The organism is Aeromonas piscicola (assembly GCF_000820005.1).
Classification (GTDB): domain Bacteria; phylum Pseudomonadota; class Gammaproteobacteria; order Enterobacterales; family Aeromonadaceae; genus Aeromonas; species Aeromonas piscicola.
Window position 1 is genome coordinate 118,165 of sequence record NZ_CDBL01000007.1, and the last position, 19,512, is coordinate 137,676.

At 51.2% G+C, this 19,512-nt stretch carries 17 protein-coding genes and 1 pseudogene; 13 read left to right on the top strand and 5 right to left on the bottom strand.

Going from position 1 to position 19,512, the window contains the following annotated elements; all coding sequences use genetic code 11:
- Nucleotides 1-188 precede the first annotated feature (188 nt).
- From BN1128_RS01470 to pseF, 5 genes are read right to left on the bottom strand one after another with little or no spacing between them, the layout of a single operon-like run.
- Nucleotides 189-467: a hypothetical protein gene (locus BN1128_RS01470; RefSeq protein ID WP_042865817.1), complete on the bottom strand. Its 279-nt coding sequence runs from the start codon at nt 465-467 to the stop codon at nt 189-191.
- Nucleotides 464-1,756, bottom strand: coding sequence for a motility associated factor glycosyltransferase family protein (locus BN1128_RS01475; RefSeq protein ID WP_042865818.1), 1,293 nt, complete (start codon nt 1,754-1,756; stop codon nt 464-466). Before BN1128_RS01475 ends, BN1128_RS01470 begins: the two co-directional genes overlap by 4 nt.
- Nucleotides 1,749-2,795, bottom strand: a complete 1,047-nt coding sequence (gene pseI, locus BN1128_RS01480; protein ID WP_042865819.1) for a pseudaminic acid synthase — start codon at nt 2,793-2,795, stop codon at nt 1,749-1,751. Before pseI ends, BN1128_RS01475 begins: the two co-directional genes overlap by 8 nt.
- A 6-nt stretch (nt 2,796-2,801) precedes the next feature.
- Nucleotides 2,802-4,058, bottom strand: a complete 1,257-nt coding sequence (gene pseG / locus BN1128_RS01485) for a UDP-2,4-diacetamido-2,4,6-trideoxy-beta-L-altropyranose hydrolase (RefSeq protein ID WP_042865820.1) — start codon at nt 4,056-4,058, stop codon at nt 2,802-2,804.
- Nucleotides 4,048-4,743: a pseudaminic acid cytidylyltransferase gene (pseF, locus tag BN1128_RS01490; RefSeq protein ID WP_042865821.1), complete on the bottom strand. Its 696-nt coding sequence runs from the start codon at nt 4,741-4,743 to the stop codon at nt 4,048-4,050. Before pseF ends, pseG begins: the two co-directional genes overlap by 11 nt.
- 165 nt (nt 4,744-4,908) lie before the next feature.
- Here pseF and BN1128_RS01495 point away from each other — a divergent pair, with 165 nt between their 5' ends.
- The 13 genes and pseudogenes from BN1128_RS01495 to BN1128_RS25130 all read left to right on the top strand — a co-directional run bounded on the left by BN1128_RS01495 (nt 4,909) and on the right by BN1128_RS25130 (nt 19,481).
- Complete coding sequence (locus BN1128_RS01495; protein ID WP_156140059.1) at nt 4,909-5,445, top strand: GNAT family N-acetyltransferase; 537 nt, start codon at nt 4,909-4,911, stop codon at nt 5,443-5,445.
- Nucleotides 5,442-5,675, top strand: a complete 234-nt coding sequence (locus BN1128_RS01500; protein WP_042865824.1) for a hypothetical protein — start codon at nt 5,442-5,444, stop codon at nt 5,673-5,675. The genes BN1128_RS01495 and BN1128_RS01500 overlap by 4 nt, the downstream gene beginning before the upstream one ends.
- Nucleotides 5,675-6,424: an SDR family NAD(P)-dependent oxidoreductase gene (locus BN1128_RS01505; protein WP_042865826.1), complete on the top strand. Its 750-nt coding sequence runs from the start codon at nt 5,675-5,677 to the stop codon at nt 6,422-6,424. The genes BN1128_RS01500 and BN1128_RS01505 overlap by 1 nt, the downstream gene beginning before the upstream one ends.
- Nucleotides 6,424-7,794: an AMP-binding protein gene (locus tag BN1128_RS01510; protein ID WP_042865827.1), complete on the top strand. Its 1,371-nt coding sequence runs from the start codon at nt 6,424-6,426 to the stop codon at nt 7,792-7,794. The genes BN1128_RS01505 and BN1128_RS01510 overlap by 1 nt, the downstream gene beginning before the upstream one ends.
- The gene (locus BN1128_RS01515; protein ID WP_042865828.1) at nt 7,794-8,852 is read left to right on the top strand and encodes a LuxE/PaaK family acyltransferase; all 1,059 of its coding nucleotides are present in this window, start codon (nt 7,794-7,796) and stop codon (nt 8,850-8,852) included. The genes BN1128_RS01510 and BN1128_RS01515 overlap by 1 nt, the downstream gene beginning before the upstream one ends.
- Nucleotides 8,831-10,036, top strand: a complete 1,206-nt coding sequence (locus BN1128_RS01520; RefSeq protein ID WP_042865829.1) for an acyl-CoA reductase — start codon at nt 8,831-8,833, stop codon at nt 10,034-10,036. The genes BN1128_RS01515 and BN1128_RS01520 overlap by 22 nt, the downstream gene beginning before the upstream one ends.
- 171 nt (nt 10,037-10,207) lie before the next feature.
- Nucleotides 10,208-11,179, top strand: a complete 972-nt coding sequence (locus tag BN1128_RS01525; protein WP_244464538.1) for a glycosyltransferase family 2 protein — start codon at nt 10,208-10,210, stop codon at nt 11,177-11,179.
- Nucleotides 11,176-12,312, top strand: a pseudogene (gene glf, locus BN1128_RS26485) (UDP-galactopyranose mutase); the annotation flags it as partial. The gene BN1128_RS01525 and the pseudogene glf, both read left to right, overlap by 4 nt.
- Nucleotides 12,313-12,342: 30 nt before the next feature.
- Nucleotides 12,343-13,278, top strand: coding sequence for a glycosyltransferase family 2 protein (locus BN1128_RS26490; RefSeq protein WP_338082121.1), 936 nt, complete (start codon nt 12,343-12,345; stop codon nt 13,276-13,278).
- An 11-nt stretch (nt 13,279-13,289) separates the two neighbouring features.
- Complete coding sequence (locus BN1128_RS01535) at nt 13,290-14,759, top strand: glycosyltransferase (protein ID WP_167335784.1); 1,470 nt, start codon at nt 13,290-13,292, stop codon at nt 14,757-14,759.
- Between the two features lie 51 nt (nt 14,760-14,810).
- Nucleotides 14,811-15,989 (top strand): glycosyltransferase family 2 protein, encoded by a 1,179-nt coding sequence (locus BN1128_RS01540; protein WP_082030316.1) that lies wholly within the window; start codon nt 14,811-14,813, stop codon nt 15,987-15,989.
- A 31-nt stretch (nt 15,990-16,020) separates the two neighbouring features.
- Nucleotides 16,021-17,412 carry a methyltransferase domain-containing protein gene (locus BN1128_RS25125; protein ID WP_156140060.1) on the top strand — a complete coding sequence of 464 codons (1,392 nt, stop codon included), beginning with the start codon at nt 16,021-16,023 and terminating at the stop codon, nt 17,410-17,412.
- Nucleotides 17,413-17,474: 62 nt separating this feature from the next.
- The gene (locus BN1128_RS25130; RefSeq protein ID WP_156140061.1) at nt 17,475-19,481 is read left to right on the top strand and encodes a hypothetical protein; all 2,007 of its coding nucleotides are present in this window, start codon (nt 17,475-17,477) and stop codon (nt 19,479-19,481) included.
- Nucleotides 19,482-19,512: the final 31 nt, after the last annotated feature.

Here is a 19,512-nt window from a genome sequence, read left to right on the forward strand (position 1 = left end):
TGTACCACCTAAAATGGTGTCCGGGATGATTAGACCACTACACTGTTATATTGCGTGATTCTAGCATCGCTATAAATATATTCCCCACCAAACTTTCCACCTGACATAGGTTTTAAACAAGAGTCTTGTTTATGACACGTTTAAAATGTACACCCTTCGACATCAAAATTAGACTCTTCCTGAATATGTTATAAGGTGCATTTTCCTTCATCATCAGCTTCTACGAAGCTGGGGGACTGAAGCAATGCTGTGAGCTCTCCTTCCAGCCAGTCGGCTAGCCCTAACCAGTCGTGGCGTTCCTGACAGGCCAGCAAGGCGCTGATTATGGTGACCACCTCATTATGATGCTCTGAGGGGATGGCTTGCAGCGCCTGTTCAATCAAAGTTGGCAGGAGCAGGGCACTCTCAACGTGATGACCAAGGCGAAAGTTGTGGGCAAGCGCTTTACACTCTTCTCTAATCTTCATTCTACGAACTCCGGGTGATTGCTGCAGCCAAGCAGTGCTGCACCGTCTCGGCTGCAGTTCCAGAACCGCACACCTGGATGCGCTGCGATATAACGCTCAAGTTCGATCTGGTAGGTAGTAAAATTGGGATTGGTGCTGACTCGTTTGCCATGTCCATCTAGCACCCAAGTCAGTGCTTGACTGGCAATAGGGCCGAGCGCTCCATCCTGCCAACCAGTGTGGGTTTGGTCACCGGGGAAAGCGAAATCACAGCCAAGCAAGATGACCTCTAGGCTACCCATCTTCACTGCTAAATCAACAGTTGGATGGATGACGCTTCCTCCCTGATGTAGTACCCCTCTGGGGTGGGATTGTCGTAACTTGGTATATATAGGGCTAGGAGAATAGGTTACAAGGCGGGGGCCAGGCCAGCTGGATAGAGTGTCATTGGGTACCATGGGAGCATAGACGAGAGGCACATTACCTATTTCCTGGCTGGCCATCTTGTCCGGGGTTAGAGCATCGTCAATACAGACCACTACATGGGGAGTGATACCATGCCGCCGAAGGGGGGCGAGTGCAGTGTCGACACTGAGTACGAGCCAGTCCGGATGGCGAGCGAGTTGCTTAGCCAGGGTTGGCAGATGCTGTGCCAGAGTTGGGCCACTGGCAATGACCAGAGCGGTAGAGTCAACTTGTGTTTTAAACAGGCTGGCGACATCCCCATCATGGTGAATATAAGGCAGGTTCTGCTCCAACCGTTCCTTGATCCGGGGTGAGTCCGGATTAAAGCGTTGACGAACATAACCGGCCATCACTTCGCTCACTAGACGGCCACGGATGCGATATGCGGTATCTTCAGCCAACTCCAGCTCGCTAGGTAGGGCAAAAAAGGGGAGGGAGATCTCTTGTTCATCCCCCGCCAGCTCCAGATGTACTCTAGGATCTTGCAGCCAGTCATCGTGCTCAAGCAGAGCAAGCACCAGAACAAAAAGAGAGCGATGCATAATATGTACATGTAGCCTTTTCAGATGCGGACGGGCGAGCAGGACACGCTGTAAGTCCCCGAGCCCAGTACCGTATATGTGCAATGTTTGCACTTCGGGAAGGCTCGCTGCCTGTAAATTGGCCTCCGCTACACGGTCATGACGGCTGGTCAGTTGTATGCCGTTAACCAGCAAGGTACTGCCAGTTCCCTCGCACAACTCCACCTGTAGATCGCCCAATTGCACCTCGGTAAGGATCGCCGCCAAGGCTGGCCAGCGCTGTTCAATTAGCGCTAGGTGATGGCGTAGCCGCTCTTCATTCATCTTGTTCAATCCACTCCCAGCTCAGCGGCTGATTGGCTGCCATGTCGCGACTGACCCGCTTGCCGATGATTCGATCGTAATCGGCGGGAGGCAGGCCAAGAGCGGGGCGCACCGATTTGATGTGATCTGCGGTGAGCGCCTCTCCGGCCGCAATATCTTTGACCAGATAGAGGGAGCGACGAAAGGCGCGGTTGCCCTGCTCGCTCTGGGTGAGCTGATAGTCGGCCACCCCGAGCGCCGCATGGGCGGTGTTGACCGAGGCAATGAGCTCGGTGAGCTCGACAGGCTCCATGGAGAAGGCGCAATCCGGTCCGCCGTCGGCGCGGGCTAGGGTGAAGTGCTTCTCGATGAGGGTCGCCCCGAGTGCTGTGGCGGCGATGGCGGTCGCCGACCCCAGAGTGTGATCGGAGAGCCCGACCTCGACGCCAAAGCGCTGGCGCAGCATGGGGATGGTGCGCAGGTTGTATTCGGCCGCGGGCGCCGGATAGCCGCTGACGCAGTGCAGCAGCGCCAGCTGGCCGCTGCCATGCTTGAGCGCCATCTCGACGGCGGCGGCGATCTCGGCCTCGTTGGCCATGCCGGTGGACATGATGAGCGGCTTGCCGGTCTGGGCGGCGTAGCGAATGAGGGGCAGATCCACCAGCTCGAAGGAGGCAATCTTGTAGGCCGGGCAGTCGAGAGATTCCAGCAGGTCCACTGCGCTGAAGTCGAACGGGCTGCTGAACACCGTCAGCCCCAGCTCGCGCCCCTTGGCAAACAGGGCCTGATGCCATTCCCACGGCGTGTGCGCCCACTCATAGAGGTCATACAGGCTGTGACCATCCCACAGGCCGCCGTGGATCTGGAACTCGGGCCTGTCGCTTTTGAGGGTGATGGTGTCGGGTCTGTAGGTCTGCAGTTTGACCGCACTGGCCCCGGCCGCCTTGGCGGCGGTCATGATGGCCAGCGCGCGTTCCAGGTTGCCGTTGTGGTTGGCCGAGAGCTCGGCGATCACGTAGGGCGCCTGCGCCGGGCCTATGGATTGATGGGCGATCTGCATCTGTGGTCAGGCTCCTGTGCCAAGTTGCCAGCCTTGCGGCGCCGGCTGCCAGGGGGCAGGGGGCGCTATCTTGGGTGGCTCGGCAAGATAGAGGGGAAATTGGGAGAAAATTATTTGCAAGCGATGTGCCAGCTCTTGCCATTGCTGTGGCGTGAGTGACGGATGAGCCTGCCATACCAGCTGCGGGCCGCACAGGGTCAGGGTAAGCAGATGTTTGTCATCTTGGTGGAACTGCCACTGCTGGCCGTCAGGTTGTAGCTGGTAATCGGCTTGGGGCAGCAGCCAGGCGGTGAGGCGATCCAGCCCCAGCCCATCCACCTGTTGCTGGCCGCGCTGGCGATAGTCATCAGCCTGTCGCTCCAGCCGCTGCAAGGCCTGCATGAGCCGCGCCGGCTCGGCCAGCTCGTCCAGCGTCAGCCGCTCGGCCAGCTGGAAGCGGGCTATCACTACATCGTTGAACTGCTGGTTGTCGACTATGGGCACTGCCAGGGTCGGCAGACCGAGACAGGCCCGCTCCCAGGTCATGCCGCCGGCGGCGCCGATGGTGAAGTCGTGCTGATTCATCAACTGCGCCATCTGATCGCTCTGGCGCAGCAGCGTGATCTTGAGTTCGGGCAACTCGGCCACCCTCTGCTCCAGCTCGGGCCAGAAGGGGTTGGCGCCGCCTGCCACCAGGGTCCACTGGATGGTTCGCGGCCAGGGCAAGCAGGCCAGACTGTTGAGGGTGGTGAGGCAGGCGCCGGCCGGGTCGGCGCCGCCGAAGCAGATGAGCCCTCCCTGCCACTGGCTGGTTTGTTGACGTGCCAGTTGGCGATAGGCGGGCCGCAGCAGGGCATAGTCGGTGCCAAGCAATAGTCGGCAATCGGCCGGGATCAGCGGTTGGTAATCGGCGGCTGTGCGCAGTGGTCCCTGATCCAGCAGCAACTGGCAGTAGTGCGGGCGATCGGCCAGATCGTCGATCACCAGCAGCTGGTCACAGTGGACCGCCAGTTCTTGTTCGACCACGTGGTCAATTTGGTAGTGATCGAACACCAGCCAATCGGGCTGCAAGCTGGGCAGCGGGCCGGCGTCGTCCTGTGTGGTCAGAGAGTGGTGGTGATGGGCATGCAGCAGCGGCAGCAGATGCGCGGGCAAGTCGTGGCAGAGGAAGTGGCACTCGGCCCCCGCCGCCCGTAGCCGATCGGCGATGGCCAGGCAGCGCATCAGGTGGCCCAGCCCGATTTCGGCGCCGGCATCGAGCCGGAAGGCGACGTTAAACGCCATCCTGGCTCAGCACCCGATAGAGCAGTTCGGCCAGGTGCCAGTCTTCCGGCGTATCTATGTCGACCACCCTGTGCCTTGGCAGAATATGGCCGATCCCTTCCCCACCCACCGGGCTGATCCCCCCCAGCCAGGCTGCGCGGCTGCCCCAGTAGAACTGGCCGGCATCCTGGTAGGCGGGCTCCAGATCCTGAGAGCGTTGCGCCATCTGCTCCGGCCAGAAGGGGCTGACTCTGCCCTGTGCGTCCATGCGCACCGCCCGCTGGATGGGGAAGCCGAATTCGGCCACCGTGTAGACGAAGGGCGCCTGGCTGGCGAGCAGGCGGTCGTGGGCGGCGCTCAGATCGCTGGCCTGAATGAGTGGCACTGTGGCATAGATGCAGCAGTAGTATTCCGCCTGAATGCCGAGATCGTCGAGTTGCCGGATTGCATCGATCACCACCGGGGTTGTGCCGGTATGATCGTCGGCCAGGCTGGCGGGGCGCAGGAAGGGCACCTCGGCGCCGAGTTGGCGGGCCAGGTCGGCGATCTCCTCATCATCGGTGGAGACCACAATTCGGCTGAAGCAGCCTGCCGCTCTGGCCGCTTGAATGGCGTAGGCGAGCATGGGCTGGCCGCAGAAGGGGCGGATATTCTTGCGGGGAATGCGCTTGCTGCTGCCCCGGGCCGGAATGATGGCGATGGCCATGGTGCTCTCTCCCTGAGGGACCCGGCATGGTTACCGGTATGATAATTGATGACAACTATTTGATTATTTTTGATATTATACTGTTTTGCCCTCTTATATTATCGCTTTTTTTACTACGGAATTATTCCTTGGTGGTCGATAACATGGGCAAGTGATGGGAAGTGGGTGGTATTGAGCATGAGTTATGGTGTCGAGCTGCGCCCGGTTCAGCCGTGGGACTTGCCCACACTGAGGCGCTGGCGCAATCAGGATGAGGTACGGCTGCAGATGGTCGAACAGGCGCTCATCTCTCCCCGCCAGCAGCGGCAGTGGTTTGCCAGCAGCCGTGAGCGGCCGGATCAGCAGCACTGGGTGCTCTGGTGTCGGGGTCAGCGGGCAGGCTACGTCAATCTGAAGGGGGAAGCGCGCCAGCCATTGCAAGGTCAGCCGGTGGCCGATGCGGGCCTCTATCTGGGCACCTCCAGCGTGCGCCATCCCATGCTGGCCGTTGCCGCCGCCCTGTCCCAGCTCGATCAGGGTTTCGATACCTTCGAGCTCGGCTGCATCCGCACCCTGGTGCGCACGGGCAACGGCGCCGCCCTGCGCCTGAACGAGCAGCTGGGTTATCGCCAACATGGGCAGGAGGGCGACTTTCTCGCCCTTGAACTGCAACCCGCCGATTATTATGCCGCCCGTGAACGGCTACGGAGATTTTTCAGATGACTACAGCGTTGGAACAGGTTTTTGCCGATGCCCTCGGCATAGACGTTGGCACCGTCAGCGACGGGCTGGCTTACAACAGCATTCCCCAGTGGGACTCCGTCGCCCACATGGGCCTGATCGCCCAGCTGGAGGATTGCTACTGCGTCCTGCTCGATACCGATGACATCATCGACATGAGCTCGGTCGCCAAGGCGCGGGAGATCCTCGCCAAATACGGGGTCGCCCTCTGATGCAGGGGCTGCTGCAGGGCAAGCGGGTACTGATCACGGGGGCCGGGCGCGGCATTGGCCTCGCCATCGCCCGCCAGTTTGCCGCGCAGGGGGCTGAGCTGTGGCTGGGGGGCCGCGATGAAGCGGCCATGAGTCAGCTGGCGGCCGCCCTCGGCGCCGAGTTCGGTGTCCCCTGCCAGCCGCTCTGTTTCGATGTGGCCGAGCCGCAGGCGGTCAAGCAGGCCTTTCAGCAGCTGTTTGCCCAGACCCGTCAGCTGGATGTGCTGGTCAACAATGCCGGTGTGCTGGAAGAGGCCCTGCTTGGCATGGTCAATCAGACGCAGTTGGAGATGACCTTCAGCCACAATACTTTCAGCGTTGTCTATTGCAGCCAGTATGCCGCCCGCCTGATGCATCGCAGCGGTGGTGGCAGCATCATCAATCTCGCTTCCCTGATGGGACGGGTGGGCGCCGCCGGGCTCAGCAGCTATGCCGGCAGCAAGGCGGCGGTGATCGGCATCACCCAGTCACTGGCCAAAGAGCTGGCAGCCAGCCAGATCCGGGTCAACGCCATCGCCCCCGGCTTCATCGATACCGAAATGGCGCGTGCCATCCCGGACCAGAAGTTCGCCGAGCGTCTCGCCAGCATCGCCATGGGGCGGATCGGCACGCCGGACGAGGTGGCCAAGGTAGCGCTGTTCCTCGCCTCCGACCTGTCGAGTTACGTGACCGGTCAGGTCATAGGTGTGGATGGAGGCATGTTGGTCTGATGAAGCAACTTCATCCTCTACTCGCTCATCTGCATGAGGATAACCCGGCGCCGGCCTGGCGGGATCTGCTGGATGGCTGGCTCTCCTACGGCGAGCTGGCACATCGGGTGACACAAGTGGCGGCGACTTACCCGAGTGAGCGCAGCCTCGTCTATCTGCCCTTCTTCACCCGTACCACCCATCTGCTGCATTATCTGGCCGCCCTCAGGCTGGGACATGCAGTTATGCTGGCGGATCCCGCCCTGCCATTGGTCCAGCATCAGACCTGCTGCCAGCAGTTCGCCGTGACCTGCCGGGTAAATGAAGAAGGAGAGTTGATCCGTCTCAGGGATACCAGCCCGCTGTTGCACCCCGAGCTGGCGGTGTTGCTGCCTACCTCGGGCAGCACGGGCAGTGCCAAGTGGGTGCGCCTCTCGGGCCGCAATCTGGCGGCCAACGCTGCTTCCATCGCCGACTATCTGGCGCTGACGACGACTGAACGAGCCATCACCAGCCTGCCGCTGTTCTACTCCTATGGCCTCTCGGTGCTCAACAGTCATCTGCTGGTGGGCGCCTCCCTGGTGCAAAGCGAGGGGAGCGTGCTGGATCGCACCTTCTGGCAGCAGGTCGAGCAGCATGGCGTGAGCAGTTTTGCCGGGGTGCCCTTTACCTATCAGATGCTGGCCCGGCTGCGCTTTGACTGGGCCCGGTATCCCTCCCTGCAGACCCTGACCCAGGCAGGGGGACGACTCGAACCCGTGCTGGCGCAGCAGTTTGCCGAACAGGCCCTGCGGCTGGGGCGCCGTTTCTTCGTCATGTATGGCCAGACAGAGGCGACGGCGCGCATGGCCTGGCTGGCGGCGCACGAGGTGGTCACCCATCCGGATGCCATCGGCCGGGCCATTCCCGGCGGCCACTTCTCCCTGCGCGAGCTGGAGGGTGGCAAACCCGGGGAGGGTGAGCTGGTCTATCGCGGTGACAACGTCATGCTGGGCTATGCCAGTGCCGCCGAGGATTTGGCGCAGGGAGCCCTGTTGCAAGAGCTGGCCACCGGCGATCTGGCCCGCAGTGACGAGGCGGGCCGTTACTACATCTGCGGTCGTCTCAGTCGTTTTCTCAAGTTGTTTGGCAAGCGTGTCAGTCTGGCGGAGGTCGAGAGCCAGCTTCATCGCTGGGGCTGGTCGGGAGCCTGCGGTGGGCGTGATGACTGCCTGCTGGTGGTCGTCGAACCCCATGGCGAACTGACGGCTGACGGGTTGCAGCGCGAGCTTGCGCAGTGGCTGCAGGCACCGCCACGAGCGGTGCGGGTGATGCAGATGGCACAGCTGCCGCGTACCGTCAACCACAAGATTGACTATGCTGCCCTGACCAGACTGGCGGAGGAGGCGTGATGGAAAGTTTGCTCGCCGCCCCCATCTTCGACCTGCCCCAGGCCGCCAAGCAGGCGCTGTTGCTGGCGCGGCTCAATGCCCTGACCCGTCACCATGTCGAGCACTGCGCCCCTTATGCCAATGTGCTGCATGCCTTCGGCTGGACGGCAGAGGCTGCCGATTATGGCGAGCTGCCCTATCTGGCGGCCCGGCTGTTCAAGCTGGCTCAGTGGCAGAGCGTGCCCGAGGCCGAGGTGTTCAAGGTGCTCACCTCGTCGGGCACCACGGGGGCGCCGTCACGGATAGTGCTGGATCGGGAGACCGCAGCGTTGCAGAGCAAGGTGCTGGTGAAGATACTGCAGGAGTTTGTCGGCAAGCAGCGTCTGCCCATGTTGCTGGTGGAGCAGCCCGCCCTCATCCAGAACCGCAACGGCTTTTCGGCGCGCGGCGCAGGTGCCCTGGGGCTCTCCTTCCTCGGCCGGGACCACACCTATGCCCTCGACGAGCAGATGCGGCCCAACTGGCCGGTGATAGAGGCGTTTTGCGACAAATACGCCGGTCAGCCTGTGTTGCTGTTCGGCTTTACCTTCATGGTCTGGCAATGCCTGCTGGAGCCCCTGCGCGAGCGCGGACTGCACCTGCCCTTTGAGCAGGGCATTTTGTTTCACAGCGGCGGCTGGAAGAAGCTGCAGCATCTGGCGGTGAACAATCCCGCCTTCAAGGCGCGCTGCCGCGAGCAGCTGGGGCTGGGTCGGGTACACAACTTCTATGGCATGGTGGAGCAGGTGGGCTCCATCTTCGTCGAGTGCGAGCAGGGGCATCTGCATGCCCCCGTGTTTGCCGATCTGCAGGTGTGCGATCCGCTCACCCATCAGCCGCTCGGGGTCGGTAGGTCCGGTTTGTTGCAGGTGCTCTCCGCCATTCCCGGCAGTTATCCTGGCCACAGCCTGCTGACCGAGGATCTCGGCGTGCTGCTGGGGGAGGATGACTGCCCCTGTGGCCGCCATGGCCGTTATTTTCAGGTATCAGGACGCCAGCAAGGCGCCGAGGTGAGGGGATGCAGCGACACCTTCCAGTGACGCCGCCTGCGGCGGCAGAGGGGCTTTGGCAGGCGGGCCCCGAGGTGAGCTTTGTATCACCGGCTGCCAGCTGGCAGACGTTCTGCCCGCAGCCGCTGCCCTGTTTTGCCCCCGTCATCTGCGACTTCGTGGCGGCCCTGTCGACACGCCTGCAGCAGGAGGGGCGGCGTCATCCCGATCTGGCTGCGTTCGGCTTCTGGCTGCGGCCGCGCCAGCTGGCCAGAGAGCGGCAGCGGCTGCAGGGACGGGGACCGATGGGGGTCACGTTTCACCTGGTGCCCTCCAACGTGCCAACTGTGGCCTTCTACTCCTGGTTGATGGCCCTGCTGATGGGCAATCCCTGCGTGGTGCGGCTGTCGTCACGCCGCGATCCGGTGCAGGAGGCCATGCTGGCCATCCTCAATGAACTCTTCAGCCTGAGTGAGTGGCAAGGGATCGCCGCCCGCACCCGCTTTATCCGTTATGACCACGACGAAGGCACCACAGGCTGGTTGTCGGCCCGCTGTCGGCTGCGCATCATCTGGGGTGGCGACGAGACCATTCGCCAGGTGCGGGCCATTCCTCTCTCCCCAAGTGCACAGGAAGTGGTATTTCCGGATCGCCGCTCCATGGCGGTGCTCGACAGCCACTGGCTGGCCGGGCTGGATGCTGTGGGCTGGCAACAAACCCTAGGGGCCCTGCAACAGGACTGTACCCGTTTCAATCAGCAGGCCTGCGCCTCCCCCACCACCCTCTGCTGGCTGGGCGAGCCCGACGACGAGTTGCGCCGCCGTCTGCTGGAGGCCCTGTTTGCGCCCTTTGCCGATGATCCTGCCTTGGTGATGGAGCGGCTCATCCACAGTCAACAAAATGCCGCCCTGGACGGTGAGATGCAGCTGAGCGCATTCCCGGGTGTCACCTTATTGACTCCGGCCGCCTCCCTGCGGCTCGCACACGTCGGAGGAGGTACAGTCGCCGAGTTTGTGGCCGATACCCTGAATGAGCTGCTGTTGCAGCCGTGGGATATGCAGACCTGTGTCTGGGTCGGTGCACACAAGGCGCAGCTTGAGGATGCCTTGCCGAATGCGCCCACCTCACGCATAGACAGGGTTGTGGCGCCGGGACAGGCGCTGGCATTCGAATGGCACTGGGATGGCATTGACATGCTGCAAGTTTGCAGCCGTGGTCTCGTCCAGCATGAATAATCGGGTGTGGCTCACATAAATCCCGCAGCTTCAATGGATTAGCTTGGTCAGGCATATCTCTTGCAGTAAAACCTGACAGAGAGGGGGGAAGGGTTGACAGGGACCGTGCGGTAGCCTTGCCCATTTTCTCTCATCCGCTTCTTTTCTACTCATCTTCTCTTGGATTTCCCTATGAAAGTCAGCGTATTGGTGCCTGTCTACAATCTGGCGCGCTTCATCGAACCCTGCCTGCTCAGCCTGCTCGAGCAGCACACAGATTTCGAGTTCGAGGTGATCGCCATCGATGACGGCTCGAGTGATGACTCCTGGACTATCTTGCAGCGGCTGGCGCGGCAGTGGCCGACACTGCGCATTCTGCAGAACGAACAGAACATGGGGCTGGCCAAGACCCAGAAGCGGCTGCTTGCAGAGGCAAAGGGTGACTATCTCGCCTATGTGGATGGGGATGATCTGGCCCTGCCGGACAAGCTGCAGCGCCAGGCCGAGTATCTGGATGCACACCCGGGTTGCACCCTCTGCTACCACGAAGCCGAGATGTTCGATGATGAGACAGGGGCACGGATCAAGTTGTTTACCCGTGACTACTACAACAGCCAGCATCTCGAACCCGTCATGACGCGAGAGGCCTTGATCCGGTTCGGGGTATTCGTCAATGCCAGCTCCATCATGTTTCGGCGTTATGAGGGGATGGAAAATGCCATCGACGAGGGATGCAAGATCATCCTCGATTACCCCTGGCATATTCTGAATCTCTCTCTCAACCCGGGAACCCTCGACTTTATCCCCGAGCTGCTGGGGCGCTATCGCTTCCACACCCTGAGCTTTGGCGGGCAGACCCGCAAATCGGCCGAGCGTCGTGAGCAGTCGCTGCGCGACCTGCTGCGGGCTTGTGACAATGCCGGTGACTTTGGCGCTGATCCTGTGACCATTGCCCAAGGGCGTGCCCATCACTACTACTCTGCCGCGCTCTATTTCTTGCGGCAGGGAGACTACGCCCGTTTTCTCAACCTGCTTGAGCAGTCGGTGAGCGAGGTGACCATGCTGGCACCGGGCTGGTTTTTCGACGAGCGGCATCAGCTGGCGTGGGAGGGGCGCACCAATCCGGCCAGCGTCGTGCAACAACTGTTTGGAGATGCAGCGTGAGTTATCAGGCGATTGTCATCGGAGCCGGGCTGTCCGGCGCCGTCATGGCGGAGCGAATGGCCAGCCAGCTTGGCTGGAAGGTGCTGTTGCTGGAACAGCGCGACCACATAGGTGGCAACTGCTTCGATGAGTATGACGAGCATGGGGTGCTGATCCATCGCTATGGGCCGCACCTGTTTCATACCGACAAGCAGGAAGTCTGGGATTACCTGTCGCAGTTTACCGCGTGGTTGCCTTACGAGCATCGCGTGCTGTCACGTATCGATGGACAACTGGTGCCCATCCCGTTCAACCTGACCAGCATAGAGCGTTGCTTCCCGGCCGAGAAGGCCGCGGCCATGATTGAGGCTCTTCAGGCCAGATTCGGTGAGGGGGCCAGAGTGCCCATCATGGCGCTGCGGCAGGAAGCTGAGCCTCTGCTGGCTGAGCTGGCTCAGTTCATCTATGAGCGTGCCTTCGTCAACTACACCAGCAAGCAGTGGGGTGTATCACCAGAGCAGGTCTCGCCGGAGGTCACTGCGCGAGTGCCGGTTGTCGTCAATCGTGATGACCGTTACTTCATCGATCCCTGGCAGGCGGTGCCCGAGCAGGGCTACACCGCCATGTTCGAACGCATGTTGGCGAACCCCTTGATTGAGGTCCGGCTATCCACCCCCATGGGAGCCCATGTCTGTCTGGATTGGCAACAGAAACGGATACTGCTGGATGGCATGCCATTTGCCGGACCGCTGGTCTATACCGGCATGCTGGATCAGTTGATACCGGAGGATCACTATGGTCTGCCGTATCGCTCGCTGCGCTTTGAGCACTGTCATCTGCCGCAAGCCCAATTTCAGCCGGTGACCACGGTCAATTACCCGAATGAAGAGGCCTATACCCGCATCACCGAATTCAAGCACCTGACAGGGCAGCAACATCCCGGCACCAGCATCGTTTATGAATATCCCTGTGCCTATGTGCCAGGGCAGGGGTTGGAACCTTACTACCCGTTGTTTACCGACGTGGCTAAACAGAATTATCAGGCCTGCCGCAATGAATTGGCCCAGTTCCCGCAGCTGATAGCCCTGGGTCGCCTTGCCGAGTATCGCTATTTCGATATGGATGATGCGGTTGTAAATGCGCTGTCGTACTTTTATGAATTTGAGAGGTTACGGCCGCCATTAATATCAGTTGTTATGCCAGTCTATAATTGTGAGGATTTTGTTGAAGAAGCAGTTAATAGTATTCTCTCGCAAACGTTCAAAGATTTTGAAATCATCATTATAGATGATGGCTCAACAGATAATACACGTGAAATTCTCCAATTACTTTCAAGACAAGATTCGCGTATAAGACTATACCATCAGAGTAACGAAGGTTTGGTATTCAGCCTGAATAAAGCGATTAAACTTGCACGAGGAAGGTTTATCGCTCGAATGGATGCAGATGACATATCTGTAACGGATAGATTTGAACGGCAAATTGAGTTCATGAACAATCATCCAGATGTATATATATTGGGCGGGTGGGCTAAACTTTTCGGTGAGATAAATGAAGTTTGGCATCACCGACAGGATGACAATTTCATAAAAAATCTGCTCATGTTTAGGACGTCGGGATTTCAACACTCTTCTGTTTTAATAAGAAGAACAGTCTTTGATAAATATGAGTATGAATCTCAATGGCCTCATCTTGAAGATGTTGCCTTGTGGTGCAAGATTGCCGCTAATGAAACATGGAAGTTTCATAACTTGAGGTGCATTCTTGTTCACTATCGAACACATTGCAAACAGGTGAGTGAAATATATCGTGAAACACAATCAGTTGGCTTCGCAAAGGTTAATTTTTCATATGTAAAACAGCTTGGCGGGGATATTCCCTCTCTTGAGTTATGGCGTAAGATAATAGAAGTCTCATCGATGGAGGCATCAGAAGTAGTGGCAGCAGGCGCGCTGTTGAGTGATATTAGGTCAAAGTTAAAATTACCTGATGAGTTTTTTGTAATTGAAGAGCGATGGTTAAAAATTTGCTTGGTAAATGAGGTGTTACGTCACCATTATCAAGCATTTGGACCATGTCGGAATGATTTTATATTCTTGGCTGAATCACAACTAGTTTGATGGATATAATTATGGAAAAAGTGATTGTCTTCGGTGCTGGCGGGCTATTTACAGTATTCTCACCATTTATAAAGTCTAAATACCATCTGGCAGCCATTTCAGATAATGACATAAAGCAACATGGTAGAATAATCGATGGAGTTGAAATAATATCACCCGATAATATTACCCACTTGGATTTTTCGCTTGTTATTGTGACTAGCATGTATTTCAAGGCGATAAAAGAAAAGCTAATAGCTCTTGGCATAGAAGATGATATTATCATTGATGTGTATGATGACCTTTTAATTCGAGAGAGCGTTGCACATCACTTAATTGAACATGATGAATTCATCATGGCAAAAAATAAAATATCATCACTCTCGTTAACGAAAAAAAAATTGATAGTGATGAACTCCTTAGGGAATGGAGGAGCGGAGAGAGCACTATTAAATTTAAGTCAGCGGCTTGAAAATAATAAAAACATATTCGTAGTTGTTATTGAGGGAGGTGGAGAATATTTTAATGACCTTAGTCACTTGGTTTCAACAATAGAGATTTTTTCATCCCCTGAAAACAGGCTGCTTTCTCGTTGTTTGTTTATGCATTTTTCTGCCAAGGAGATATGCTCTCGGTTATTTGGCCGAAACATATATGCTATTGCCATTGCATATATTGAGGGACTTTCTACCAATCTTGTCTCAGGAATCAATAGCAACTATAAAGTCGCTTGTATACATGCAAATTTACTTTCTCATCATGTTAGCGCTCCTTATTACACATCATTGAAAGCAGAGTATGATGCTTATGCTAATATGGACCAGATTATCTTTGTATCTAATTCTGTCAAGGATGGATTCAACAAGAGAATAGGATTGAAAGACTTTGAGTCAAGCATAATAGGAAATATCTTTGATATTGAGGCCATTAATAGCATGTCCAAAATGGATGATAGCTCTCAAGTATTATATCCATATATTATTGCTGTTGGGAGGCTAGTCGAAGTCAAAGGGTTTGATAAGTTGATTCGTGCCTTCACCAAGATTAAAATAAATACCCTAGAAGATCTCAAGCTTGTTATTATTGGGGATGGCCCCCTAAAGTCTGCCTTGGATGATCTAATCTCTTCATTGGGAATGAAAGATCATATATTTTTATTAGGGAAGAAAGAAAATCCATATCCATATATTAAGTCTGCTCAATGTTTAGTCTCGTCTTCAGTTAGTGAGGGACACCCACTATCCATTGGCGAGGCCATAATCCTTGGTGTACCAGTCATTGCAACTAATTGTGAAGGGAATGTAGGGATGCTAGCACATGGCCGTTATGGTTATTTGTGTGACAATTGTGAAAGTGGATTGGTGAGTGCATTAACATATTTTCTTAATTCCCCAATGCATCGGGCGGTATTGCAGTTTAAATCTGTTTGTGGACAAATTCTTTTATCGGGTAAAAACGAAGTCGAAAAATGGAATGAGATTATAAATAAATCAGTATGTTAGTCTGTATAGGATTTATAATCTATCCACAAAATCAATGATTTCGGTGAATATATGAATATGGTAAATAAAATAAATGTCCTTGTATTTGGTACAGGAAGTCTCTATAAGCTGAATAAGAAAGAACTGGTAGATAGATTTAATATCATATCTTTCGTTGATAACAATGTTCATTCTGATTCAAATGAGTTGGATGGTGTTCTTATAATAAGACCAGAAGAGATCATATCTCTTAGTTATGATCTTATAATAATCGCTAGCTCTTTCGAGAATGAAATATATGAACAGTTGCTGAACTTGTATGTACCAACTCAAAAAATAGTTTTGCTCAGATCAATAGTTAAGATTAACCAATCGAAAATAGTATCACATTCAGATAGTAGTAGACTGTTCTATAGGCCAACTGGTATCAATGGTGAAAATCTTGCCATTGTGATTTTATCCTATGGGCGAGTTGATATGACAGTTAGGCTGTTGACGTCAATAAAAGACAGAATGCCAGACTTTTCTGGAGAAGTAATTCTATTTGATAATGGCTCTAAACAAGATGAAATAATTAACTTGAAGAGCTACTTGGACGATTTCACCATAAAGCACAAAATAATATTAAACAATGAGAATTATGGTGTTGCAAAAGGTAGAAACTATGCTCTGCAACATGTCACGAAAGAATGGGCTTTTTTCGTTGATAACGATATTTTCTTTATCGACAATCCGCTTTACTCTATTTGCCAGACTATTATTGACTTTCAAACACCATATATAAATTTACCATTGTTAAATTGTGATGGGAATACAATATATTCATTTGGTGGAAATGTCGTCATTAACGGAGATGATGTCAGCGTTGCACCATTCATTCCTGGAGGATGCCATAGATTAATTGTGGAAAACACCATTGGTTCTGAGATTGTTTTTGGTTCATTCCTATTTGGTGGTTCTGCAATCTATCATGTTAATTCTTTTATTTCTCATGGGATGTTTGATGAAGATATGTTCATTGGTTTTGAAGATGTGATATTTTCAATATCTCTATTAAAAAAAGGCGTTAAGGTTGCAAACATATCTGATTTTTATATGATCCATGATCATGCCAGACCATCAGATGAGGAATACAATAACGTGAGGTACGATTTAAAAACCATAAAAAGTTCAGCTGATGCTGCTTTCTCTAAGTATGGTGTTCGAATGTACTCAGATGATGTTGAAAAGTGGCTTTTGAAGCGTAAGTAAAGTATTTTATTCATCATGGTAAGGATAAGGTATGTTTATTAATAACGGCGATTTTTTTTCTTTTATAGAAGGCAGGGGGGTGTATCTATCTCCATATAATGATCTTTCATTAAATTTAAAAGAGAGAATAGCAGAGCAGTATAATTGTATGTTTTCTGGTTATATTGATGCAAAGAAAGAAGGTTCTAATGTTTATCGTTCATCAGTTATCAGGAAGGATGATGTTGTTATTATCAGCAGTCCGGCATATTGGGGCGATATAGCGAACAGTATTTCACATGAAAACATGTATATTAATACTAAGCATGGTTTTGTAGAGTATCAAAAATATAAACAGGCAATTGCAAGTAAAAAATATAGTGAATTATGTATCAGATTTATCGATAAAAGTTCAGTATCATTTTTAAATGAAATTCTGAGGCTTTTAAAAAATAAATTCTATTCAATCGCGGTTATATCTAACGATATGCCCTTCCCTGAAGAGAGTTTTATTCGATGGGAAAACCATGACATCAATTATAGGGAGTGTTTTTTATCTCTATCTTTAGATAGCATAGTCCATGAGAGATCATTATGTAACCTGTCGGTCTTCTTTTCTGAAGAAATAAATGAAATACCGGTCGTTTTATCTATCGATGATAATGTATCCTATACAAATATAATATATTTCGATGGTGCTTATCCTTTTAGGAGTACGTTAACCGAAAATGAAAATATATATATTGGGCATTCATCCGTGGATGTACCGGTAGCAGCACAATTGATAGATAAAGATATTTCAATATTAACTAATGGTCCTTATATTAAATATGTAGATTTGATTGACTCATCAAAATATGGTATACCTTATAAGTATTTATCTCCAAAAAAATATTACCATTATAATGACCTTGAGGAGACAGATGCTTGGCAATTAGAAGTATATCTTTTTGCTTTAGGACTGATGGTAAAGAATGACTTTTCAAGTATAGCTGACATTGGATGTGGTTCCGCTTATAAACTTATAACTTATTTCAAAAATTATAACACGTTAGGTATAGAACTGCCGGAGAATGTTGCCGCTCTTCGCAATAAGTATCCCGATAGAACTTGGTTGGAAACTGACTTCATCCCCCGAAATCAGTTTAGCTGTGATATTATTATTTTTTCTGATGTTATCGAACACCTTCCTGATCCTGATGATGCTCTAGAGTATATAAAGCAACAAAACTTTAAATATCTAGTTCTATCTACACCAGCGAAAGATTTTCTATATGGAAATAATGATCCATTCTTTTATGGTCCCCCTAAAAATCCAGCACACCAACGGGAGTGGACCATGAGTGAGTTTAGCCATTATATAGGCAGCCACTTTAATATTATAGATCATAGACTTTCAAACTATAACCAGTCCACACAAATGCTAATATGTGAAAGAAATTAACTATAATTTCACGTATTCTGCCTGCCAATATAATATATAATTATGGATTGTTATTTCTCACTATGATAAATATTAAAGTTCAAGACATAAAAAGTGATAGTAATAACTTCAATGAAGGATTTATAGACTTATGCTCCTTAATTAATTATTGTGGGATAGGGAAGAATAGTTTTAAAAAAAATATAGATAACATCTTCGATAATCAATTAAATAAATTGATTGAGCTGTCAAAAGAAAGTAAATTAGTCGGTTTCAGATTATATCCAGCATCTTATACACACAAACTAATTGAACTGGTCCGTGAATTAAAAGAATATTCGTCGACACACGGTGTTATTGCATTTGTGATTATAGCGAAAGAAGAGTTTCTAAGTAATCCAACATGGTATATTGATAACTTATATGACTGTAAGGTCTTTCTGTGCCATGGGAGAGATTTCTCTAAACTAGATTTTTTATCTTCCGTTGTGATACAAGAGCATTATATGTGTTATTCATTTTTCTTGCCTAAAAGCATAAGAAAAATAGGAATTTCACATGGTGTTGACGTTGATGTTAATGTTTCTTTATATGAGTTTGGTGGTGCTTATGAGTTTGACACCCTACTTATTGGCTCTAAGAGGCAGAGTAAATTTGAAAAAAAGAAATATTTAAATGTATACACTAAAGAGGTTATGAAGCATACCTCTGATTCGGTAAAATTAATCCCCTTTGGAGTTCCAAAGTTAGATCGATTCATAAATAAAGCTACCAATAACCCAAAGGATATCATATATCATATATCCCACTTATCTGTAGAGGAGGAATGGGTATTATCCTCTATTGAGAGCACTATTGGTTATATTCTTGATACTTTCCCAAATAATAGACTAGTCTTTAGACCTTACCCTGATGATATATATCATCCAGCATTACAAAAAATATCAAAAATTCATTCAAATAATAAAAGCTTTATATATAGTGTGGCACCTGATTACGTTGATGACTATATAAATGCTGCGGTGATGATAACTCATTATGAGTATCGAGAGCATATATTCATGGCGTCAGGCGGTGTAAATATAATTTACTCTCCTTTTAATCGGATAAAAAACACACATACAGATACAAGGGATAAAACAAGAACTATTTTTGCATCTACCACATGTGAGTTAAAATCAGGCATCGAATATGCAATGGAAAATTCTATTAGTTTAACAAAGAATGAACGGATATTATTTGCTGAAAGCCATGGATATTATAATGTAGGGCGCTCTATATCTACTTTGGCAGAGGTTTTGTCAGGTAACAGTGTCAATATTATTGATAGTTACCCTCTGGAAAATATTGATTTTATATCACCTCAAGTACTTCTAAGATATTTCTCATTGAATAATGAAATACCATTTCATAAATTAATGCTTCTTCTCATAGATAAAAATGATAATGAGCATCGATATCTTATTTTCCTTGCAGAAGCCTGCCGCAGAGCACCTGAGTTTGCCGAAGAGTATTGGCAACTTGGGTTATCTGCTGTTTGTGACGTTCTCTGTAAGATTAATGATTCTATTGACTGTGATAAATTAACATATATGCTTGATATGTGGTGGGATAATGCTGGCGAGGAATTCTTTTCAAGAAGCATAACGACTTTTTTGGGAAGGGGTGGAGAAATTTCAGAACAAGTAGAGACGGTATCGTCTTTAATGACGAATAGGATGAAGCAATTTAACCCAATGCCTTGCTATTATTCTATTGAAAATGTCGACGATGGCCACAGTCTGAAAAGAGGGCGTGTATGCTTGTTTGGCTCTGGAGAAATTAGTAAAAGATTCATAAAATGGAACCGTAAACACAATAATGATTTTTTGATTGATTATGTCTTTGATTCATCGCCAGAAAGAATAGGGAAGCGTATTGGCAATCATCTGATCATGCCTACCAATGCTATCGATTTAAATAGTAGTATGGAGAGCATAATTATATGTTCATATTACTCGATGCTGGATATATATATTCATTTGCGAAAGGAATGTAATTTTAAGGGGGGGATATACGTATGGCATAATAACTACTTTAGCGTATATTAATTATTACAGATCTTCATTGTCATTGTCATTG